Here is a 22,986-nt window from a genome sequence, read left to right as displayed (position 1 = left end):
CTGCGGTTCTTGCTAGGCCTACTTTATTAGGAGGAGTTTCGCAGATTCTCTTATTAGCCCCGGCGGATTCAGTTTTGCGCTTACACAAAACCGAATCCGTGACATACACCGAGGGCTATACTTCTTTCAGTTTGCTAAAGAATTTATAGCATTTCTGAAGTTGTTTTTGCTTGCATGTGAAGTTGTAGATAGTCAGGGCCACCTGCTTTTGAGTCTGTACCTGACATGTTGAAGCCACCGAATGGTTGGTAACCTACGATTGCACCTGTACAACCACGGTTGAAGTATAAGTTACCTACATGGAAATCTTCACGAGCCTTTTCTAAGTTCATACGATTATTTGTAATAACCGCACCAGTTAAACCGTATTCAGTATCATTTGCAATATCGATTGCTTGATCGAAATCTTTAGCCTTTGCGATTGCTACAACTGGACCAAAAATTTCTTCTTTCATAATACGTGCAGAAGGATCTACGTCTGCAAATACTGTTGGTTGGATGAAGTAGCCAACTGAATCATCAGCTGTACCACCTGCAACAAGGCGACCTTCTCCTTTACCAATTTCAATGTATTCTGTCACTTTATTAAATGCCGCTTGGTCAATAACTGTTGCCATGAAGTTTTTGAAGTCTGTTGGATCACCAACTGTTAACGTGTTAGTAAGCTCAATTACACGATTAACAACTGTGTCGTATACATCCTCAACGATAATAGCACGAGAACATGCTGAACATTTTTGACCTGAGAAGCCGAATGCTGATTTTACGATAGATTGTGCTGCAAGCTCTAAATCTGCTTCTTTATCAACAACGATTGTGTCTTTACCGCCCATTTCAGCGATAACACGTTTAATCCAAATTTGACCATCGTTTAATACAGATGCACGTTGGTTAATACGTAAGCCTACATCACGAGATCCAGTGAAGCTGATGAAGCGTGTTTTCGGATGATCAACTAAGTAGTCACCTACTTCTGCACCTGAACCTGGTACAAAGTTCACAGCACCTGCTGGAAGACCAGCTTGCTCTAACACTTCGATAAATTTATAAGCAACTACAGGTGTTGTTGAAGCTGGTTTTAATAAAACTGTGTTACCTGTTACTAAAGCAGCAACTGTAGTCCCTGCCATAATTGCGAATGGGAAGTTCCATGGTGAAATAACAATACCAATCCCTAGTGGAATATAGTCATAACGGTTGTATTCACCAGGACGGCTCTCTACAGGTTGACCTTCTTTAATACGTAGCATTTGACGGCCATAGTATTCTAAGAAATCAATTGCTTCTGCAGTATCTGCATCAGCTTCAGCCCACGGTTTACCCGCTTCTTTTGTTAAAAGTGCAGAGAATTCGTGTTTGCGACGACGGATAATTGCCGCTGCTTTAAATAGTACGTCTGCACGAATAGCTGGATCTACTTTTTTCCAAGTTTTAAATGTTTCGTCTGCAGCTTGCATCGCTTTTTCAGCTAGCTCTTTGTTTGCTTTTGATACGCGACCAATTACTTCTGTTTTATTTGCAGGGTTATATGAAACGATTTTATCTTCTGTCGTAATACGTTCGCCACCGATAATAAGTGGGTAGTCTTGACCTAAATAACTTTCGACTTTATTTAATGCTTCTAAATATGCGTTGTAATTTGCCTCTTGAGTAAAATCTGTGAATGGTTCGTGTTTGTATGAAATCATACTAAATCCTCCCTCGTGAGATGTGTTTTAAGTGTGCAAAAAACGTTGACGCAAAATATCTTTGCGTTTAGAATATTCTTACACTTATTATAATGCAAAATTTCGTTGCATATTTCAAGTAAAAAATTTTTGAGGTGCACATTTTATGAAAAATTCCGAACCTTTACTCCCTTTTTATGAGTTTATTGCAACAAATGTAACTGTTGGTATTCACGCTGTAGACCTTTCTGGCAAAACAATTATTTATAATACGAAGATGAAAGAAATTGAAGGATTTCATTTTGATGAATTAGCCGATCGTTCTGTTATTGAAATGTTTTCTTTCCGCCAGCATGAAAGTACTTTAATGCGTGTATTACAAACAGGTAAAAAAGAAGTTAATGTAAAACAAACATATTGGAATAAAAATGGTCATGAAATAACAACGATTAACGATACTTTTCCACTATATGTCGAAAATAAACTAATTGGAGCTATCGAGTTTGCTCGGGACATTACATCACTAGAAAAGCTAGTTTATCAGCCTCTTCGCCGATATGGTGAACCTTTAACATTCGATATGATAACAGCTGTTTCTGATTCGATGCGACAAGTGATCGCAAATGCAAAAAAAGCAGCAGATGTGAAATTACCAGTATTATTAATTGGTGAATCAGGTACAGGAAAAGATTTAGTAGCAGAGGGTATACATCATGCAGCTTCGACAGACTCTGAAGCATTTGTAACCCTAGTGAGTCGTCGCTCTGCTCAATCTGTTTTAGATAAATTACAAGAGCTCTTACAGGATGACAAGGCATACACTTTTTTCTTTGAACGCATTGATTTTTTAAGTCTAGACATTCAAGAGCAACTATTAGAGGTATTACAGTCTCTTCCACAGTCAAAATACATGCTCATTGGCAGTGTAGGAAGTGATCCCATTACATTAATTGCAGAAAATAAACTATCAAAATCACTGTATTATTTCTTTGCAACAATGGCCATTACCATTCCTAATTTAACAGATCGAAAAGAAGACATTCTTCCATTCGTAGATGATTACTTTAACCGCCATCAAGAACGATTCGCTTCAAATGTCACGGAATTATCACCTGATGTACAGGATTTATTTTTGCAATATGATTGGCCTGGAAATTTAAAGGAGCTTGAGCTATTACTAGATGAAACGGTGTCGTTTATGACTACTGAATCAACGGTTACCTCAGATTTATTACCTATGCATTTCCGCTTCAAAGTACAGCAGCAAGACGTATCTAATCACGAGCCGGAATTTTTTATGTTCCAGCAACAGAATGATGTTATGCCGCTCGATGCTTATTTACGTGAAGCCGAATCCTATTATGTGCAAAACGTCTTAAATTTATATGAAGGCAATATTACAAAGGCCGCTACTGCACTTGGCATGAGTCGTCAAAACCTACAGTACCGAATTCGAAAAATAAAAAACTCGCTATAATAAAATATTAAAAAACGAGGATACCTTCATATTTGAAAGCATCCTCGTTTTTGCATTAATAGGCAGTCATTTATTTGTACCGAAAGCAGCGTTAGGTACAAGACCAACCTAAAATTATTGTCCTGACTGCTCGATCCAGTCTTGTAATTTATCTTTTAAGGAATTAAAACCATTCGCATCCGATTCATCTACACGGTCCTGCAATGATTTACGTGGTGGTGTATCTTTTTTACGCAATGTAGCCGGGCGCTCCTGCAAAGCACGAATCGATAAACTAATTTTTTCGGCATCCTCATCGATTTCTAGTATCTTCACTTCTACCTCTTGCCCAACTGACAAAAATTCACTAACATCCTTTACAAAGCCGTACGTAATTTCGGAAATATGTACGAGGCCTTGTGTATCTTCATCAAGCGCAACAAATGCACCGTACGGCTGTATACCTGTAACTTTTCCGGTCAACACGTCTCCTAATTCATATTTTTTTTCCATAAACTTTGCCCACTTTCTTTTTGTTTGCTACGTATATATCACCATAAATTATAACATACGTAAATAAGTGGGGCAAAAAATCTCCCTATTCGTTAATAGCACTAATTCGGTAATGTTGTTCACCATTTTCGGTTACTATAGAGGTTAATTCAAAGGATAATTGCTGTCCAATTACCCCTTGCGCCGCACCTTTTACACTTGCTCTAATACTAAGTGACGAGCCTCCCATTTCATGAAGAGCTTTAAAATTCCCCATCCCATCAAACTGTATAACTGTATTTATATCCAAGTCATCAGTTAAAAGTCTCTGAGCTATGTCACGATCACCGACCCCATGAGCATATAAAAATAAACTAACGATATTAAATGGATTTAATGTTTCTATAATTGCATTATTCTTCGTTTTAACATACTCATCGTAAAGAGATTTAGTTTGCTCAATCCAACCTTCATTAATCTCCATACTAGTTGTTCCATCATCCGTCTGCATAAACGTGTCTTCTCGCAAATATAAAATTCCCATCCATATATCGTATGTTGTTAACTGTTCTAGCGTTTTAGATTGTCCCGTTACCTTTATTTCATCTAGTATTGATTGTGCTGTTTTGCGCATCGCCTCACCATATCCGCCATTCGCAATTGTAGTTAACAAATCCATATATTCAGGTTTAAATTGACCAGTTTTTGTACGAATTGGATTGGTTTCAGTTCCTTTAAAAATGGCAAGCCATGTATTTTCAAACTCTCCCTGTAACACGTTAAAATTTTCATTCTCAGTAGGATTAATATCCACTAAAAGTGTTTTTTCGTAGAGACGCAGAATATTTGCAGAATCCTCTATAGAATAGAGTAAATCTCCACCAACAAGTAATGAGCCTGTAGCCAGGTATTTAAAATATCCTAATGCATTCGGGTGAAGGCGTTCAATATATTCGGGCGCATCTTTCCCGAATACAGGATTAGGTCGAAAAATATAACTTTGCCCATTATATTGCAATTCAAAATATTGCTTTTTAGCTGACGCAATTAATTTATTTAAATCTGCAGGAAGACTTTTTGGTTTCTGAGATAATACTTTTTCATACTGAGCAAGCTTATTAGAATAATAGCTTGCAAACTCTTCTGCTGAGTTAGAATAATTACTATAAAAGTAATAAGATTCTTCAAATGACATAAGATTTCCGTAAGTTTCGATAAGTTGTATTTGCTCACGTGGCGTTTGTAGATTATCCAATATATTTTTTGCCAAACTGTTCAAAAAGTTATCATTTCTGTACTGTACATCTTGAAACAACTCTTTTCTTTTAGGTAATGAGTCCACTTCATTGTCTGTAGTTTGAACTAATGATATTTCACTAAACTCTTTTTCCGGAATGTCGAGCTCCATGCGCATTTGTTCACGTTTTTCTTTATATTCTTTTGTAAAGTTTGAAATCCATTCGTCATATGCTTGTTCTTGTTCTTGTTCAACTGTTTGAACAAATATCGAAGGATTAATTACATACGACGAAACGAGTACACCTACTAAAAGTACACTTGCAATGCATGCTATCCAGACAGCGGACTTTTGCCATCTTGAAGGGGGCTTTTGTGTTGTTACTGTTTCTTGCGATTGTTGTGTTGCATCTTCTGCTTCGATTTGTGCGAAAACGGTTTCTGGATCTAGCTGTGGTTCCATGCGATCATAGGATTTTTTTAGAAGCTCCATTCGTTTTTCAAACTGTTTATCATCCATTTTCAACACTCCCCTCCTGCATGATCACCGCTTTGAGCTTTTCCTTTGCACGTAATAGACGAACTTTGACAGTTGATAACGAAATATTTAGTACCTCTGCTATCTCCTCATACTTTAATTCATGGAAGTAAAATAATATAAGTGGATAACGATATTTTTCATCAAGTTCATTAATAGCATTATGTAATAGCCTATCCTCTTCAAAATTAAGGACATGCTTTTCTGCTGAAGATGCGGGCATTTGTTGCTGTGCACTTAGTCTTTCTTCCTTTGCTTGCTCCCGTTGTTCTTTGCGATAATAATCACGCGTTGCATTCAATGTGATTTTATAGAGCCACGTCGTAAAACGATCCTGCTTAAATTGATGTAAAAAACGATAGAGCTTCACAAATACCTCCTGTGAAACATCTGCTAAATCATTACTATGTACGCCGCATTGAAAAGCAAACTTTTCAACTGTTTGTTGATGTATTCGGATTAGCTCTATATAGGCGCTTTTGTCTCCTTGCTGAGCCCGTTCTATTAATTCGGTTTCTGTCACAGTCATCCCCCCTTTGTATATGTAACGAACTATTTCTACCAATTGTTACATATTTAAATATATTTTGGATTACCCTCATACCGTGTGGTTGATTCCCTTGTACTTCACGGGTCAAAATTCCAAGTGCACTATCATTCGGCATTTTAGATCGCACCATTTTCGACTTTGTAGACTTTTTAACAATAGCGATATTAATTATTTTCATCCAGGAGATTTTACCGTTGTTTAAATAAAAGAGCTTTATTTTTATAGCTAAAAAACGAGGTTGTCTCATAATTGAAAGACAACCTCGTTTTCTATAGAAAAGCAAAAATATAATTGTGCATCCACCAGAAGTTAGGCCAATACAATATTGGTCACTCAGGTATTTTCACCTTTTGAAAAAGTTAAATAATGCATTTTGCTTCAAATTTTATCGCAATAAGTTTGTATGAAATGGCTACACAATCTTCATACGGAATCCATTCTTCAAACGAATGCTCATATGTTTCTTGAATAACCTTTGCAAGAACAGATGGATCATCGATACCTTGCAATGCTGCTACAACATCTGCGGTTTCAGTATCATAATGATCTGGACCTAAGTGGAATGGATCCCACTCCTCTAGCAGATGTACGGCTGCTTGATTCATTTTTATATTTTCCAAAATACTCACCTATTATCCTTTTATCATACTCGTATGATACCATAGTAAATAAAAAAGAAAAGAGTGATTTGCTTGTCTATTTTTGATCAAACTATTAACCGTCGTTGTACAAACTCTGTAAAATGGGACGCAATGGAAAACGTATATGGGCTACAAGATGCTTCAGGCATACTCCCAATGTGGGTAGCTGATATGGATTTTGCTGCGCCAGTAGCTGTATCAAAGGCGCTGCAAGAGCATGCTGAAAAGACTGTATTCGGCTATAGCTTTGTTAGCGATGAAGCCATACAGGCAATCGTAGACTGGCAAAATACTCAACATGATTGGCACATTGATAAAGAATCCATTGTTTTCTGCAATGGTGTTGTCGCTGCTTTAGCCGATAGTATTATGGCACTTACTAATCCAGGAGATAAAGTACTTATTTCATCACCTGTTTACCCACCATTCTATAACATCCCAAAAAGCAATGGTCGAGAGGTTGTTAATTGTCCTTTAGTAGAAAAAGATGGGACATATGTCTATGACTTTGTAGCCTTTGAGCAAGCACTTGCTCAAAATGTGAAAGCATACATATTGTGTAATCCACATAATCCTGGTGGTTATGTATGGGATGAAGCTACATTAAAGGAAATTGTACGACTATGTGCTAAATATGATGTAGTAATTATTTCCGATGAAATTCATTCTGATTTAATGTTGGATGGCTCAAAACATACACCATTAGCAAAAATCGCTGGCGATGAAATTGATCGTATTATTACATGTATGGCACCGACAAAAACATTTAACCTAGCTGGGATTCAAGTTGCCTATATGATCGTGACAGATAAGAAAAAGCGAATGTTACTAGAAGCAGTTCATATGGCTAGCGGGCAAGGCTCATTAAATACTTTTGCCGCTGTGGCACTTCAAGCTGCTTATTCAGAAGGTTCGCCATGGTTAAACGAAATGCTTCCTTACATCTCAGCTAATATGGACTATGTGATTACCGAATTAGAGCAATTACCTGGGATCCATATTACAAAACCTCAAGGCACTTATTTACTTTGGATTGATTATCGAGAATTAGGACTTGATGAAAATGAATTCATGCAACACCTGCTTGAACATGGCAAACTAGCATTAGAGCCAGGGACAAAATATGGCGAAGAGGGTCGCGGCTTCCTGCGTATGAACGTTGCTTGCTCATTTGAGACAGTGAAAGACGGTGTTCAGCGCTTTAAGCAAGCACTTCAGTAATAGGAAATAAATAGTGAAGGATATCTCAAGGTTTTTTGAGGTATCCTTTTTTAGCTATGTTAAAGATAAATGTTGATACCTGTCCGAATTCTTCATAAAATAAGAACAAGCATTCGGAATGGAGGTTAATATGAAGATTAAGCATTTGAAGAAAGGAACGAAGATAAAATTTTAAAATGAGATTAACGAGAAAGTATGATGCCCCGCAATCCCTAATGGTTGCGAGGCAAATAGCTTTCCACGAACGTGTTTTTTAAATATTTTGCTGATTGTTTGTATTATTTTTCTCTGAAAGAATACGTGCTTCGATTTCCTTTGATTTCATTTCTTGTTTCTTAGAAATTTTACGGAAAACAGTAAAGACAACAATACATAATATAAGCATAATTAAAAATTCAAAAGCTGCAGGAATATAGCCTGATTTATCTTCTGGGAAATATAAAAATTGATACATTAAATGTTTCATGTTTTACACGTCCTTACAATTATTATTCAAAAACTGTAATTGACTCGATTTTCACATCTTCTACTGGTTTATCACGCATGTCTTTTTCTACATCTGCAATTTTGTCTACAATGTCCATTCCTTCAACAACGTGACCAAATACTGTATGTTTATGGTCTAACCAAGGAGTACCGCCATTTTTAGCATAAGCTTCAATAATTTCTTCTGGGAAGCCAGCACCTTGTAATTGACGAAGCATATCACTTGGAAGGTGCTTCATTTGTACGATAAAGAATTGTGAACCATTTGTGTTTGGACCCGCATTTGCCATTGAAAGGGCACCACGAAGATTAAATACGCTATCAGAGAACTCATCCTCGAAAGAGTTACCCCAAATTGATTCGCCGCCCATACCTGTACCAGTTGGGTCACCACCTTGAATCATGAAGTCTTGGATGACACGGTGGAAAATGATGCCGTCATAGTAACCAGATTTTGCATGGCCTAAGAAGTTTTCAACCGTTTTTGGTGCATGCTCAGGGAATAATTTAATTTTGATGGCACCTAATGTTGTTTTCATTTCTACAAGTACTTCGCCTTCAAGTACTTCTGTTGTTAATTGTGGAAACATTGAAGTCTCTCCTTTAAATGTAAAATTTCAGTTTCAATGAAAATGATAATAATATCATTTCTGACCTCATTTTAGTCTAACATACTTCTTAATGGTTTTCTTCACCAAAGTATTGACGATTTTTTGCACTTTTATTTTTTTAGCTTATCATCACCATAACGTGGGGTTGATTTCCGTTCCGACTAGGTGACTTCTTAGGGACGATGTAAAAGAAGAGACCCCGGAGCGAGCAAGTTGAGAAACGAAGGCTAAAACGCCCTGTAATAACGCCTTCGTGACCAACATCGTGTTGTTGCTGACGCTACGCTTTTGCTTGCACAGAAGAAACACTCTTACTGAAGGTATCGTTTTATGACTTTATATAGAGTGATATGAAGTGGGTGATTGTAGTGGAGATTGGGCGACTCCTCGGAGATTAGCGATATAGGGGAACGAAGGCTAAAAGCATAACGTCCTGTGATAACGCCTTCGTAACCAACATCCTGTTGGCCCGAGACCCTGGAGCTAGAAACACGAGTGAAGCGGCTCATCGGACGCCCCCAGGAAGCTTTGCTCTGTGCGAAAGCGTAGTGCTAACGAAGCGGCAGCAAATGTTTTATCTGCGCGAAAGCGAAGCGTCAGCGGCAAAGCGCCCAGTCGGAACGGAAATCACCTCCCCACTTTGCCGAAGAGCCAAAAAAATGCAAATAGGTCGGAACGAGTATTTGGAAACCATCCAAAATATGTTATTCTTTTGAGTGACTCATATTTAGAGTGGAGGCACACATGAAAAAGGCTTTTGGTTTTATTATCATTTTACTATCCTTACCTGTCCTTTGGTGGATTAGTACAAATATTAGGACGGAAATCCATGCGGCACAAGCGCATGAGGAGCAAATTGCTAGCGCTATTCACTTACCGGAAGTTCAGCCACAGCTTCCAGTAACACTTATTGATCAAAACGGCAATACGTTTAGCGAGGAATATGTCGAATGGAGGCGACCTCTAACACTACAAGAAGTCCCAAAAATTGCCCAGGAAATTTTCATCGCAAGTGAGGACGCTCATTTTTATGAGCATATCGGCTTTGACCTCAGTGCTATCGTCCGTGCAGTTGTTGCTAACTCAAGCACAAATTCAACGTCTCAAGGTGCCAGCACTATTACACAACAACTCGTTCGTATGCGTTATTTATCCGATGAAAAAACTTATGAGCGAAAATTAACAGAAGTTTTTTACTCCTATGAGCTTGAAAAAGAATTTGATAAAGACGCGATTTTAACGATGTATCTAAATGAAGCCTATTTTAGCAATCAAGTTTATGGAATCGGCGGAGCAGCTACCTATTATTTTCAAAAACCACTCCAAGAATTATCTATAGCTGAAATTGCATTTATAGCGGCCATTCCAAATAACCCCTCACTTTATAATCCTTTAAAAAATTTTGATAAAACAAAAGCTAGACAAGAGCGGTTATTAGATACACTCGCAACGAGCGGCGCTATAACAAAAGAAGATGCCACTACATATAAAGCTGAAACGATAACATTAAATGTAAAGAATAAAGCGCAAAGCTACCCTATGTACAGCACTTACGTCCTACAAGAGCTTAAATGGTTAGTTGCAGAAAAAGAAGGCTATGCAGATCGTCTTGCAAAAACACAAAGTGAAGAAGAAAAGAAAAAAATCAAAGCGCAGCTAGACAAACGACTCAATACATTATTTCAAAATGGATTAACGATTCATACTGCGCTGAATCCAGACAAACAAGCACATGATGAGAAAAAAATGACTGCCATCCTAGGCTCAGGTAAATTACAAGCCGCTGGAGCAGTGATTGATAATACAACCCGTGAAGTTGTTAGTCTTTATGCAGGGAAAAACTATGAAAAGTTCGGATATCATCGTGCCTTTCAAGGTACGCGTCAGCCAGGCTCTGCCTTTAAACCGTTAGCGGTATATGCACCTTTCTTTGAAACGACAGCACACACACCTGATTCTATAGTGAGTGGTGGCAGTTATTGTGTCGGCTCATTTTGTCCACAAAACTATGGTGGCTTTAAATACGGTGATGTACCCATTCGAGTAGCATTTCAATATAGCTACAATACATCGGCTCTCCGCCTCTTGAACACAGTCGGAATTGATACAGCATTTAGTTACTTGGATCGCTTTAACTTCCGCTCCATCGTGGCAAAAGACCATAATTATGCTGTCTCCTTGGGAGGCTTAACGTATGGTGTTACAGCACTTGAGCTAGCAGACGCTTATACAAGCTTTATAGACGGCTCATACGTGCAAGCCCATAGCATCCGTAAAGTAACAGCGGCTGATGGAACGGAGCTTTACAGCTGGGATCCAGCACGCGATCAAATTTGGTCGCCAAAAACGGTTAAGAATATGCGTTCAATCCTTTCAGATGTTGTTACTCGAGGTACAGGACAAGGCGTTTATAGTAGAAGTAACTATATCGGTGCGAAAACAGGAACAACTAACAACTATCGCGACTACTGGCTTGCTGGATTAAACGATGAATACACTGCAGCAGTTTGGCTGGGCTATGATAAGCCACAATCTATGGAAAGATTAGAAGACTATAAGATTCACCATCAACTATTTAATGTTTTACTACAGTAAATAGTCATTTATCCTCAACGAAAAGGAGCAGCCCTGAGTGAAATTCATCACTCTAGGGCTGCTCCTTTCATTTTTTAACGTTACTATGTAATTTACTAAATACTTAATGTGGGCCTAGGCATTTAATGCGCAAACGGTAAACTTGCCAAAATGCCATTATACAATTTTAAAACAACATAAACTAATAGCGATAATAGTATTGTCCACATAAAAAGCTCAAATACTAGTAAACCAATCGTTCCACCCATCGACATAAAATGACTCATTTTATAGATAAGGTAAATAAAATAGATAAAAACGGTTAAGACAAAAATACCTACTAAAACGTAAATAAATTGAATAGCAAAGGCTGAACATATTGCACCAACTAATAATATGATGTATCCGCCTCGCGCTTGATGAACTGTCGCACCATCATTATCCTTTGAGAAAAATAACATTCCTAGCTCATGAATAGTTTCCCCTACTAATTTTAATGCTGAAAATAACATAAAAAAGATTCCCGCAAAGATAATTAGTAAAAAAACACGGAGCTCGAAATCGGATAAAAACTCCCGCATGCCAGAATATACACCAATTGCATGAAAAACCTGCAATGATTCACTTACAGCATACATACCAAACGTCAAACTGAATAACAAAATCGTAATCAATGGTAGATAACCATAAATATAAGGGTTTTTCATAAAAATTTTTTTCCTCTTTTTTATTGATAACTTCTTATTTATAATATATCCAAAATTCTTCCACTATCGCAAGCTAAAACCTATGAGTGCATATGCATTCATACAAAAAGTGCGTTATAATTAACCTACTTACTTGCATAAAGGAGGATTTTTTTGTTACAAGTACTTTATATTTTCATTCCAATGCTTGCTGCAATATTTGTGCCATTTTTATATAAACGCATTAAAAATATTCACACAGGCTGGTTTGTTCTTGCAGTCCCTGCTACACTCGCGATTATTTACGCCTCATATATCGCAAAAGTAGCAGATGGTAAAGTTTTTCTTGAAGAGCTTCCTTGGATTCCATCGCTTGATATTTCCGTCGTTTCTTATTTAGACGGACTTAGCTTGCTATTCTCATTACTAATTACCGGAATTGGCTCGTTAGTCGTACTTTACTCTATTTTTTACTTAGACAAACATAAAGAAAGATTACATAATTTTTATGTTTACTTATTACTATTTATGACCGCAATGCTAGGAGTAGTACAGTCAGATCATTTAATTTCTTTGTACTTCTTTTGGGAGTTAACATCCATTTCATCATTTTTACTAATTGGCTACTGGTATTCTCGTGATGCATCTCGCTTTGGTGCACTTAAATCGATGATGATTACAGTAGGCGGCGGCTTAATGATGTTAGGGGGATTCATCCTTCTGTATTTAATGGGAGGAACGTATTCTATCCGTGAACTTATTGTCATGGCACCTAATTTAGTGCAGCATCCAATGTTCACTTGGTCACTCGTTTTAATACTTTTAGGCGCATTTACAAAATCTGCACAATTCCCTTTCTACATTTGGTTACCAGATGCAATGGAAGCGCCAACACCAGTAAGTGCATACCTTCACTCTGCAACTATGGTAAAGGCAGGTATTTATTTAGTAGCACGCTTTACACCAATTTTCGCAGTTTCTGAGCTTTGGGTATGGCTCGTTACAGGCGTAGGTATTTTAACACTATTCTGGGGTTCGTTCTTTGCTGTGAAGCAAACAGATTTAAAAGGAATCCTTGCGTTCTCTACAGTGAGTCAGCTTGGCCTTATTATGTCATTGCTCGGCGCTAGTGCCTTAGCATTTCACGGCAATGGGGCAACAGATACGATTAAATTTGCTGCTTTTGCTGCGATCTTCCACCTGATCAACCATGCAACATTTAAAGGAAGCTTATTTATGATTGCAGGTATTGTCGATCATGAAACAGGTACACGTGATATTCGTAAGCTCGGTGGCTTAATGAGTATTATGCCGCTTAGCTTTACAGTCGCGGCAATTGGAAGCTTATCAATGGCCGGTCTACCGCCATTTAACGGCTTTTTAAGTAAGGAAATGTTTTTAACAGCAATGCTTGCACTGCAAAATTTTGATTTTTTTGGCTTTGACACATGGGGAGCACTCTTCCCGATTGTCGCTTGGGTTGCTAGTATTTTCACATTTGTCTACAGCTTCTATTTTGTTTTCAGAACATTTACTGGTAAATATACACCAGAGAAATTACCTCATAAACCACATGAGGCACCGATTGGCATGCTGATTTCACCTATGATTTTAGCAGCATTAGTGGTAACAATATTCTTTATTCCGAACCTAGTAGGGGATACTTTTGTAAAGCCAGCAGTACAAGCTATTCAGCCATTCTTATATGATTCACCAAAGGATGTTAATATTCATGTGGCGGCTTGGCATGGTGAAATTACACCTGAATTAATCATGACATTTGGCATAGTAATTATTGGGGTTCTATTGTTTGTATCATTACCGAAATGGCAGGGTATTTATCAAAAATCCCCACGATTTTTAACATTGAATAATGCATACGACAAGATTATGCTTGGACTGGACGTAGGATTAAATCGTGTATCACGTCTATATATGACAGGCTCTATGCGTCATTACCTGCTATATATGTTTAGTAGTATTGCAGCGATTGTCATAGGTTCTTTATTTGTGAAGAAGGCCTTTACAGTCTCCTTCCAAGATACTGCACCTATTCGTCCTTACGAAATCATCTTAGTCGTAGTATTAGTCATTGGAACAGCTATTACAATTCTGGCAAAGTCACGCTTAACGGCGATTATAGGTCTTGGTGCTGTCGGCTACACAGTAGCATTATTCTTCGTTATTTTTAATGCTCCTGATTTAGCATTAACACAACTTGTCATTGAAACGATTTCTGTTGCGCTATTTTTACTAGCGTTTTATCATCTGCCGAAGCTTGGAAAACGAGAAGAGCGCATGAGGTTCCAATTGAATCGGGCAATTGTTTCCATTGCTGTCGGTGTTATGGTTACGCTTATAGCGCTGTCTGCACATTCACAAAAATTGATTCCAACGATCTCGAAGTATTATGAGGAAACAGTTTATTCAGAAGCTGGCGGTGGAAACATTGTCAATGTAATTTTAGTAGACTACCGTGGCTTTGATACATTATTTGAAATTACAGTGCTAAGTATTGCTGGAATGGCTATTTTAGCAATGATCAAGCTACGCATGAATAGAAAGGAGAAATCGCATGAAAACAAATGATGTCATTATACAATTTACAACAAAAATTGTATTCTTCATTATTTTCTTCTTCTCCATTCATATTTTCCTTGCTGGTCATTACACACCTGGGGGCGGCTTTGTCGGTGGACTTTTAACATCGAGTGCTATCGTACTTTTAGTCCTTGCCTTTGATTTAAATACAGTTCGTAAGGTTTTACCAATAAATTATACGTATTTAACTGCAATTGGCTTACTTCTAGCCCTAGCAACAGCCGCTTTTCCAATGTTTGTAGGTAAACCGTTTTTCACACACTTCTTTGATTATTTCGATTTACCACTTCTAGGCAAACAGTCATTACACACAGCGATGCTTTTTGATAGCGGTGTCTACTTGGTTGTTGTCGGCGTTACGATGACCATTATTCAAACGATTGGGGAGGATGAATAATGGAAATAATTATGGCGTTTGTCATAGGCTTTTTGTTTATGGCAGCGGTTTATTTAATCTTATCCAAAAGCTTATTGCGTATTATTATCGGGACAGGTCTTTTAAGTCATGGTGCTCATCTTCTCATTTTAACGATGGGCGGGCTTGGTGGAGAAGCGCCACCTGTTTTAAAGGAAGGGGCAAAAACTTTTGCAGACCCATTACCACAAGCGCTTATTTTAACTGCGATTGTTATTAGCTTTGGGGTAACTGCTTTCTTCCTTGTACTTGCTTACCGTTCTTACCAAGAACTCGAGACAGATGATATAAGCTTAATGAGAGGAAGTGATGAGGATGAATAACTTCCTTCTACTGCCCATCATCATCCCGTTTTTCTTCGGCATGATTTTAATGTTTGGGCAAAAAAATTTAAAATACCAACGTTCATTCGCATTACTAGGGATAGGACTTGCACTTATATCAGCCGTTTCACTGCTAATAAAGGTGAAAAATGATGGTATTCAAAAGGTAACGTTCGGGGACTGGCCTGTGCCGTATGGTATAACGATGGTTTCAGATATGGTGTCCGCACTACTTGTCACAACAACGCTACTGATTGCCATCTTTGTTGTTTGGTATGGCTTTGGTTCCATCACGAAGGAACGTGAACGCTTCTTCTATTATCCTGGGATCATGTTTATTTTAACTGGGGTTAACGGGGCATTTACAACAGGCGATATTTTTAACCTTTTCGTATTCTTCGAGGTATTGTTAATGGCCTCTTATTTGCTCATCGTTCTTGGGGGCGAAAAAGGACAGCTTAAAGGTTCCATTAAATATATTTTAATTAATGTTATTTCATCTGCATTATTTGTTATAACAGTTGCCTTCCTTTACTCAGTAGTAGGTACATTAAACATGGCAGATATTGCAGTAAAAATTGCTGACATTAATCAGCCAGGTATTGTTACGGTTATAGCTGTACTATTTTTAATGGTATTTGGGTTAAAAGCGGCTATTTTCCCTCTATATTTCTGGCTTCCAACTTCTTATGCGGCAGCTCCAATACCAGTGCTAACGCTATTTGGTGCACTATTAACAAAGGTTGGCATTTACGCAATTACTCGAACATATACATTGTTCTTCGTTCATGATTTATCATATACGCATGATCTACTAATGGCATTAGCAGTTGCAACAATTATTGCGGGCTGTATCGGTGCTCTTGCCTATCACGATGTGAAGCTTATCATTATCTATAATATCGTCATTGCTGTAGGTGTTATTTTATTCGGTGTATCTCAAATGAATGAAATCGCCCTAAAAGGTGCCATGTTCTATTTAATTCATGACATGCTTATAAAAGCAGCGCTCTTTATGTTGATAGGTATAGTGATTTACATTACGGGCACATCTGATTTACGAAAAATGGGCGGTCTAATGAATAAATACCCTGCCCTCGGTTGGTTCTATTTAATTGCAGCATTTGGTTTAGCAGGGATTCCCCCACTTAGTGGCTTCGTCGGAAAGCTGTTAATTGCTCAGGGAGGCTTTGAAGCAGGCAGTAACTGGAGCAGTATTTTTATTTTAGCTTCGTCACTTCTCGTGTTATTGTCAGTTATTCGTATTTTCCTTTATGCCTTTTGGGGTGAGGAAAAAGAAACGACAAGTACTGTCGATAAAAAAGTCTATCATACACTATTCGTGCCTACTGTTATTCTAGTGCTCATTACAGTAGCGTATGGCGTTGGTTCTGAATGGATTACACCATTTATGGACGATGCAGCAAAACTATTAAGTGATCCATCTATTTATATAGATGCTGTAATGAAGGAGGATTAGAAATATGGCATTTCAAATTATTTTAAATTTTGCACTTGCCTTCGTTTGGATGTTCCTTTCTTCTAATTACACAGCAACAGGCTTTATCATTGGGTTCATTCTCGGTATTGTATTACTCATTATGATGCGTAGATTTTTTACTACCCGTCTTTACGTCTATCGTATATGGGCAATCATTAAACTAACTTTACTCTTTTTAAAGGAGCTTGTGTTAGCGAATATACAAGTTCTTAAAGTGGTCTTAAAGCCTAAGTTGGATATGCAACCTGCGTTCTTTGCCTATCCTACAGTTTTAACACAAGAATGGGAAATTACGTTATTATCGAGTCTCATTACGTTAACACCTGGTACTGTAGTAGTGCACGTATCAGATGATGCCAAAACTTTGTATGTACATGCGATCGACATGAGTGATGTCGATGAAGCCATTACAGCAATTCGAGATTCATTTGAGAAAGCGATATTGGAGGTGAGTAAATCATGACAACGTTTATTATTGCTTCGATTGTAGTGATTTGCTTATCAATGATTGCAGTCATTTATCGAATGGTTAAAGGACCGTCTGCATCCGATCGTGTGGTAGCATTGGATTCATTGGGTGTATCAGTCATCTCACTAATTGCACTGTTTTCAGTATTGGTTGAAACAAGCTTCTTCCTAGAGATTATATTATTGTTAGCGATCTTATCGTTTATCGGTACTGTTGCTTTCTCTAAATTTATAGAGAAAGGAGATATCATTAAACGTGACAATTCTCGCTAATAGTTTAGTTATCTTTTTCATTTCTATAGGGGTGTTATTTATTGTCGTGACAGCCATTGGTCTTGTCCGTTTACCCGATTTGTACACACGTGCTCACGCTGCTTCAAAAAGTGCAACGCTCGGTGTCATGTGCGTACTTATTGGCGTATTCTTTCACTTCTGGCTCATTGAAGATCACTTTAACCCCCGCATTTTGCTTGGTATACTGTTCCTGTTCATCACAGGTCCTGTTGGAGGGCATATTATGACCCGCTCCTCATACATCGCTGGTGTAAAGCCTTGGAAAGGCACAATACACGACGAGCTTGGTCCTGAAATTGATCGAATGAAAAAGGAACAAGGCATTAAATAACTTTTCAAAAAAAGTGGCCAATGAATAGACTTCATTGGCCACTTTTTAATTGTTTGATAGCATAAAAAATTCTTTTTCTAAACCAATACCTTCCCAAAAATTTAGTGCTAAGTCATTTTCTAAATCTACATAAACATTTACTACCGAAGTGTCATGCTCGTCATTAAACCAATTCACTAAATCATCTACTAAACGTTTAGCAACCTTCTGTCTTCTGTATACTGGTACTACATAAACTTCGTCTATTTGACCATAGTTCATATCGTAAATAAAATCCCTTTTAATAGAAGCCATTCCAAAACCAATCATTTCATTATTTTCATTCGTTGCTATATAAATGGCCCCATATTTTGATTCAATATATTGTTCTAGCTGTTCTTGAATTCCCTTCCTTTCACTTTCCTCCAATTCACAATCTGCAGTTTCTATGGCATTTTCATTCCAAAGTTCCAATATTTCATTTAATAATTTCTGGTTTATAACATCCTCGGTTAATAGTTGAATATGTATGCTCATTTCTATCATCTCCTATAATGTTTGGTGATTTAATCATCTCACAACATTTGGAAATATTGTATAAAAAATAGGAAGGTTTCTAAATCAATCAATTGTACCTTGGCATAATTGCTTCCAGAACCGGCTTTGTTCTTTCAGTGGCTGTTTGTACACCCGCTGAAGGCATTAAAAAAATCTGCCTCCTCAAAAGTAAGCAGATTCTTTATGAAAGCAAATTTATTAAATATAAACACATCACTATAACGTGTGGTTGATAAGCCTAAATATATCCTTTTGAAGTTAATATGTCTGTTAGCTGGTCTACGCATTCTTCTATAGAGTTAAGTTCTGTGTCTAAAATAATTTCTGGATTTTCCGGTTCTTCATAGGGTGCACTAATCCCAGTAAAGTTTGGAATTTCCGCATTTCGCGCTCTTTTATAAAGACCTTTTGGATCACGCCTTTCACACGTTTCAACAGAACACTTCACATACACCTCTATAAATTCCCCAACTTCCACAAGCTCACGGACAACTTGACGATCTTCTCGGTAAGGTGAAATAAAAGCAGTTAGAACAATTTGTCCATTTTCCACAAAAAGCTTAGATACTTCTCCAATTCGTCGTATATTTTCCTTTCGACTAGCTTCATCAAATCCCAAATCCTTATTTAAGCCATGGCGAACATTATCACCATCTAAGACAAATGCTTGATTGCCACGTTCAAAGAGTCGACGTGCAAATGCATTCGCCACAGAGGATTTTCCAGATGCTGATAAACCGGTGAACCATAAAATAAAGCTTTGATGCTTGTTTTGTGTACGGCGCTCCTCTTTCGTAATGGAAGCTTCATGCCAAACGATATTTGAACTCATTTTAAAACCTCCTTACGCATTCCTTTAATCAATACATCTACAACCTCTTTACGGCTAAATGTACTAGGAGGCACTTCGCCATTACGCAACATTTCACGAACCTTAGTACCCGATAAAATGACATGCGCTGAGCTTTCATGTGGACAAGTTTTCGTCGTTGCCATTCCCTTACATTTGTTGCAATAGAAGCTATGCTCAAATTTTAATGGAATAATTCCTAATTCGTCTTCCGTAAATTGTTCGAAGATTTTTTGTGCATCGTATGTACCATAGTAATCGCCAACACCTGCATGGTCTCGCCCAACGATAAAGTGTGTACAGCCATAATTTTTTCGTACAAGTGCATGGAAAATAGCTTCCTTTGGTCCTGCATAACGCATGGCAGCTGGAAACACCCCTAATTGCACACGATTTTCAGGATAATAATTTTTCAGTAAAACTTCGTAGCTTTCCATGCGAATTGCTGCTGAAACATCGTCTGATTTCGTTTCCCCAACTAGCGGATTTAAAAATAATCCATCAATTGTTTCAAGTGCAGCCTTTTGAATATATTCATGTGCTCGATGTACAGGATTCCGCGTTTGGAAGCCAACAATTGTTTTCCAGCCCTTTTCTGCAAAAAGCTGGCGTGTTTCAAACGGATCAAATGAATAGGCTGGGAACTTTTGCTCTAGACGTTTTACTAATGTAATTTTTCCGCCCACATAAATACTTGGACGTTCATGCAACTTTTTAACACCTGGATGCTCTAAATCCTCCGTGCCGTATATTAACAATGCCTCTTTCTGTTTATTGGGCTCATAAATATCAGCTACTTCAATTACGCCATAAACAGCATCACCATATACTAATTTTGCCTCATCACCTGGCTGCAATGTTGACGCTATATCCTCTGCTACAGGTAATGTAATCGGAATACTCCATACCACGCCTGACGCTAAACGTGTATGTTCAACAACTGATTCATAATCTTCCTGCGTTAAAAAGCCTTCAACTGGACTGTAACCACCAATAGCAATTAACTCTAAATCACTAAGTGCAATGGCATCTAGCTCAATAACTTTATTTATATGCGTTACATCCTTCTCTGGATTAAAGGCTTGCACTAATAGTCCACCATGTGGTTGTAAACTCATCAAAATCTCCTCCTAATTTTATTAAAATACTCAGTTTTATATTTAAGCTTATTTACGCACTTTATTGATTTTTCATCATAAGCAATTTGAGGCTTCTGCGATTGATCTCCTGCCTTATAGGGATGATCGCGTTCCTTTTATTTGATCAGCTCCACTTCATAAGTGATCAGGGTCACCTCTGATTTGATCAGCTCCCCTTCATAAGTGATCGGGGTCACCTCTGATTTGATCAGCTCTCCTTCATAAGTGATCGGGGTCACCTCTGATTTGATCAGCTTTCCTTCATAAGTGATCGGGGTCACCTCTGATTTGATCAGCTTTCCTTCATAAGTGATCGGGGTCACCCCTGATTTGATCAGCTCCACTTCATAAGTGATCAGGGTCACCTCTGATTTGATCAGCTCCCCTTCATTCCCTCAAAAGTAATCCAAGTATTTAAATTCCTTCACCCGCATCGTATATTGAGCGCTCTTCTTCACGCATTGTTCGCATTAAGCTGATGACACCAAGCGTTCCAACAATAATACTGCCAATTAATATGATGGTATAGAAATCTTTTTCTAAAAATAGCTGTACTAAAAAATAAGAAATGGCTAAAGAAAAGATTGGCGAGACAATCCAAATACGGATTATTTTTTTCACAATATGCTTATGGAAAATTTGTTTTCCGTTATTGGCCATCCCCATCCCAATAATCGAAGAGGATGTTACTTGTGTTAATGGCACGGGAAGTCCAAAAATAGAGCTTACACCGACTAGGAGTGCACCTGTACTCGATATTAGTACCCCTTCTTCCTTCTCAAAGCGCATAATTTTTTTACCGTTTGTTTCAAGCACTCGTTTTCCAAGAAGCATTGAGCCAAGCGCCACAAATGCCCCACCAAGCAATATTCCTGTTGTTACACTCATCATCCCTGCACCTACAAGAGGTCCAACTGCATTTGCTACGTTATTCATCCCTGCTGAAAATGCTTCGAAAAATCCAGCGAACACAAGGAGAATCGTTAATATTGGATGATCTTTTAGCAAGCCTTTAACTCGTAATTTATACAGCCACTTCCCAGAGACAAATGCAATGACAAACGCTACAATTGGAACTATTACCCAAAATAATATGATGACAAGTAATGATTGAATGTATAACACTTTGTAGGCAATTCCTACACCTACAACTGCTCCAACTGTCACTTCACTCGTTGATAATGGGATGCCTAAAAGATTGGCGAAAAATAGTGAGCTCGTTGCAGAAATTAAAATAATAATGACAATCTTTACCGTAATGTACTCTTGTGGCATTATGCCGGAGCTGATTGTTTTTACTACCTCTCCACCTCCAAGAACTGCCCCAGAAAAAACACCCACTGAGCAAATGAGCAATGCTTGCCAAGCCTTTTTAATGGCACCTGCACCGTAAGCAACGCCCATTGAGGCTGCCGCTCCACTAGCACCTATATTCATCGCAAAAAATAAACTAATCGCTATTGCTACATATTCAAGCATGGCAAAACTCCTTTACTCATGTAATCCACACTCAGTTTTACCAGACCCTTGCCATCTGCCTGAACGCAAATCATCCATTGTAAATGCCGGTTTTGTACAGTGCTCGCAGCCGACGCTTGGATAGCCTCTGTCATGCAATGGATTGTACGGTAAACTATGCTTTGAGACATAACGCCAGACATCCTTCCATGTCCAATGAATGAGTGGACAAATTTTAATGGACTGAAATTTATCGTCACGATTGATAAAGTTCGTATTTTGACGGGTTGGTGATTGTTCACGACGCAAGCCTGATATCCAAGCCTTTGCGCCCGCTAACGCTTCCTGTAACGGCACAATCTTGCGAATTTCACAGCATTTGTTTGGATTGGAACTCCATAATTCATCACCATATTGAGCTGCTTGTTGTTCGAGTGTAAGTGCTGGTTTTTGCATAATAATGTTCAGCTTCGGATATTTTTCTTTTACTTTATCGATCGTTTCATATGTTTCCTTAAAATGAACATCTGTATCTAAAAAGATAATCGTAGCATCTGGCTTCACCTTTGAAATAAGATCAATTAAGACAATTCCCTCAATCCCAAAGCTACAAGCATAGACGATATCTTCGCCATATTCAGCATAGCTCCACTGTAAAACCTCCAGTGCCGCCTTATAAGTTTCGTCTACCTGAAAATTCAATGTTGGCTCATGCCAAGTTGCATATGTTAACATATTATCCCCCTCATAACGAAAAAAGGCGTTCTAACGAAAGACATATATACATGTCTTCGTTAAAACGCCTCTAGTTTGACTAGCCAGCTTATTATTAAATTCTTTCAGCTACAGAAATTTCCCACTTCTATAATTGTTCACTAGTATTGGCTACCTCGTTCTACAATCATTTTTCT

General features: G+C 38.0%; 24 protein-coding genes. 10 read left to right on the top strand and 14 right to left on the bottom strand.

Going from position 1 to position 22,986, the window contains the following annotated elements; translation table 11 throughout:
* Positions 1-143: 143 nt before the first annotated feature.
* Positions 144-1,688, bottom strand: a complete 1,545-nt coding sequence (gene pruA / locus ABE34_RS20520; RefSeq protein ID WP_197144307.1) for an L-glutamate gamma-semialdehyde dehydrogenase — start codon at positions 1,686-1,688, stop codon at positions 144-146.
* Between the two features lie 145 nt (positions 1,689-1,833).
* Here pruA and ABE34_RS20515 point away from each other — a divergent pair, with 145 nt between their 5' ends.
* On the top strand, positions 1,834-3,144 hold the full coding sequence (locus tag ABE34_RS20515; protein ID WP_197144306.1) for a sigma 54-interacting transcriptional regulator: 1,311 nt from the start codon (positions 1,834-1,836) through the stop codon (positions 3,142-3,144).
* A 114-nt stretch (positions 3,145-3,258) separates the two neighbouring features.
* Here the strand turns inward: ABE34_RS20515 and yugI are convergent, their stop codons facing one another.
* From yugI to ABE34_RS20495, 4 genes are all read right to left on the bottom strand, one after another.
* Positions 3,259-3,636, bottom strand: coding sequence for a S1 domain-containing post-transcriptional regulator GSP13 (yugI, locus tag ABE34_RS20510; protein WP_197144305.1), 378 nt, complete (start codon positions 3,634-3,636; stop codon positions 3,259-3,261).
* 85 nt (positions 3,637-3,721) lie between these two features.
* Positions 3,722-5,371 (bottom strand): hypothetical protein, encoded by a 1,650-nt coding sequence (locus ABE34_RS20505; protein WP_197144303.1) that lies wholly within the window; start codon positions 5,369-5,371, stop codon positions 3,722-3,724.
* Positions 5,364-5,912 carry a sigma-70 family RNA polymerase sigma factor gene (locus ABE34_RS20500; protein ID WP_197144302.1) on the bottom strand — a complete coding sequence of 183 codons (549 nt, stop codon included), beginning with the start codon at positions 5,910-5,912 and terminating at the stop codon, positions 5,364-5,366. Before ABE34_RS20500 ends, ABE34_RS20505 begins: the two co-directional genes overlap by 8 nt.
* Before the next feature lie 386 nt (positions 5,913-6,298).
* The gene (locus tag ABE34_RS20495) at positions 6,299-6,559 is read right to left on the bottom strand and encodes a DUF1871 family protein (protein WP_079561543.1); all 261 of its coding nucleotides are present in this window, start codon (positions 6,557-6,559) and stop codon (positions 6,299-6,301) included.
* Between the two features lie 72 nt (positions 6,560-6,631).
* Here ABE34_RS20495 and ABE34_RS20490 point away from each other — a divergent pair, with 72 nt between their 5' ends.
* On the top strand, positions 6,632-7,801 hold the full coding sequence (locus ABE34_RS20490) for a MalY/PatB family protein (RefSeq protein ID WP_197144300.1): 1,170 nt from the start codon (positions 6,632-6,634) through the stop codon (positions 7,799-7,801).
* A gap of 253 nt (positions 7,802-8,054) precedes the next feature.
* Here the strand turns inward: ABE34_RS20490 and ABE34_RS20485 are convergent, their stop codons facing one another.
* Together ABE34_RS20485 and ABE34_RS20480 are read right to left on the bottom strand one after the other, a co-directional pair.
* Positions 8,055-8,267 (bottom strand): hypothetical protein, encoded by a 213-nt coding sequence (locus ABE34_RS20485; protein WP_053484185.1) that lies wholly within the window; start codon positions 8,265-8,267, stop codon positions 8,055-8,057.
* A gap of 22 nt (positions 8,268-8,289) precedes the next feature.
* On the bottom strand, positions 8,290-8,877 hold the full coding sequence (locus tag ABE34_RS20480; RefSeq protein WP_197144298.1) for a peptidylprolyl isomerase: 588 nt from the start codon (positions 8,875-8,877) through the stop codon (positions 8,290-8,292).
* Positions 8,878-9,642: 765 nt separating this feature from the next.
* Between ABE34_RS20480 and ABE34_RS20475 the strand changes: the two genes are divergently transcribed.
* Positions 9,643-11,493 (top strand): transglycosylase domain-containing protein, encoded by a 1,851-nt coding sequence (locus tag ABE34_RS20475; protein WP_197144297.1) that lies wholly within the window; start codon positions 9,643-9,645, stop codon positions 11,491-11,493.
* 122 nt (positions 11,494-11,615) lie between these two features.
* On the opposite strand, the gene ABE34_RS20470 is transcribed toward ABE34_RS20475, so the two are convergent.
* Positions 11,616-12,179 (bottom strand): DUF5366 family protein, encoded by a 564-nt coding sequence (locus ABE34_RS20470; RefSeq protein ID WP_197144295.1) that lies wholly within the window; start codon positions 12,177-12,179, stop codon positions 11,616-11,618.
* Between the two features lie 153 nt (positions 12,180-12,332).
* Here ABE34_RS20470 and ABE34_RS20465 point away from each other — a divergent pair, with 153 nt between their 5' ends.
* The 7 genes from ABE34_RS20465 to mnhG are packed head-to-tail and all read left to right on the top strand — an operon-like array spanning position 12,333 to position 18,091.
* A complete protein-coding gene (locus ABE34_RS20465) occupies positions 12,333-14,747 on the top strand; it encodes a Na+/H+ antiporter subunit A (protein ID WP_206700738.1) in 2,415 nt (804 codons plus the stop codon).
* Entirely contained in the window at positions 14,734-15,156 is a 423-nt protein-coding gene (locus ABE34_RS20460) for a Na(+)/H(+) antiporter subunit B (protein ID WP_049669152.1), read from the top strand. The genes ABE34_RS20465 and ABE34_RS20460 overlap by 14 nt, the downstream gene beginning before the upstream one ends.
* A complete protein-coding gene (locus ABE34_RS20455; protein WP_053593262.1) occupies positions 15,156-15,497 on the top strand; it encodes a Na(+)/H(+) antiporter subunit C in 342 nt (113 codons plus the stop codon). The genes ABE34_RS20460 and ABE34_RS20455 overlap by 1 nt, the downstream gene beginning before the upstream one ends.
* Positions 15,490-16,977 (top strand): Na+/H+ antiporter subunit D, encoded by a 1,488-nt coding sequence (locus ABE34_RS20450; protein WP_276569521.1) that lies wholly within the window; start codon positions 15,490-15,492, stop codon positions 16,975-16,977. Before ABE34_RS20455 ends, ABE34_RS20450 begins: the two co-directional genes overlap by 8 nt.
* Positions 16,978-16,981: 4 nt before the next feature.
* Entirely contained in the window at positions 16,982-17,461 is a 480-nt protein-coding gene (locus ABE34_RS20445) for a Na+/H+ antiporter subunit E (protein ID WP_197144292.1), read from the top strand.
* Positions 17,458-17,739, top strand: coding sequence for a Na(+)/H(+) antiporter subunit F1 (locus ABE34_RS20440; protein WP_132361711.1), 282 nt, complete (start codon positions 17,458-17,460; stop codon positions 17,737-17,739). Before ABE34_RS20445 ends, ABE34_RS20440 begins: the two co-directional genes overlap by 4 nt.
* Positions 17,723-18,091 carry a monovalent cation/H(+) antiporter subunit G gene (mnhG, locus tag ABE34_RS20435; RefSeq protein WP_079561531.1) on the top strand — a complete coding sequence of 123 codons (369 nt, stop codon included), beginning with the start codon at positions 17,723-17,725 and terminating at the stop codon, positions 18,089-18,091. The genes ABE34_RS20440 and mnhG overlap by 17 nt, the downstream gene beginning before the upstream one ends.
* 45 nt (positions 18,092-18,136) lie before the next feature.
* On the opposite strand, the gene ABE34_RS20430 is transcribed toward mnhG, so the two are convergent.
* The 6 genes from ABE34_RS20430 to ABE34_RS20405 all read right to left on the bottom strand — a co-directional run bounded on the left by ABE34_RS20430 (position 18,137) and on the right by ABE34_RS20405 (position 22,810).
* Positions 18,137-18,607: a GNAT family N-acetyltransferase gene (locus ABE34_RS20430; protein WP_197144290.1), complete on the bottom strand. Its 471-nt coding sequence runs from the start codon at positions 18,605-18,607 to the stop codon at positions 18,137-18,139.
* A gap of 259 nt (positions 18,608-18,866) precedes the next feature.
* Positions 18,867-19,460, bottom strand: coding sequence for an adenylyl-sulfate kinase (cysC, locus tag ABE34_RS20425; RefSeq protein ID WP_197144288.1), 594 nt, complete (start codon positions 19,458-19,460; stop codon positions 18,867-18,869).
* A complete protein-coding gene (gene sat / locus ABE34_RS20420) occupies positions 19,457-20,596 on the bottom strand; it encodes a sulfate adenylyltransferase (protein WP_197144287.1) in 1,140 nt (379 codons plus the stop codon). The genes cysC and sat overlap by 4 nt, the downstream gene beginning before the upstream one ends.
* A gap of 137 nt (positions 20,597-20,733) precedes the next feature.
* On the bottom strand, positions 20,734-20,982 hold the full coding sequence (locus ABE34_RS20415) for a hypothetical protein (RefSeq protein ID WP_197144286.1): 249 nt from the start codon (positions 20,980-20,982) through the stop codon (positions 20,734-20,736).
* 49 nt (positions 20,983-21,031) lie between these two features.
* Positions 21,032-22,096 carry an inorganic phosphate transporter gene (locus ABE34_RS20410; RefSeq protein ID WP_197144284.1) on the bottom strand — a complete coding sequence of 355 codons (1,065 nt, stop codon included), beginning with the start codon at positions 22,094-22,096 and terminating at the stop codon, positions 21,032-21,034.
* A gap of 12 nt (positions 22,097-22,108) precedes the next feature.
* Positions 22,109-22,810, bottom strand: a complete 702-nt coding sequence (locus tag ABE34_RS20405) for a phosphoadenylyl-sulfate reductase (RefSeq protein WP_197144283.1) — start codon at positions 22,808-22,810, stop codon at positions 22,109-22,111.
* Between the last annotated feature and the right edge of the window lie 176 nt (positions 22,811-22,986).

Source organism: Lysinibacillus sphaericus (assembly GCF_015844675.1).
Lineage (GTDB): Bacteria > Bacillota > Bacilli > Bacillales_A > Planococcaceae > Lysinibacillus > Lysinibacillus sphaericus_E.
The sequence above is the reverse complement of the archived record's forward strand: the minus strand, read 5'-3'. Positions and strand labels throughout refer to the sequence as shown.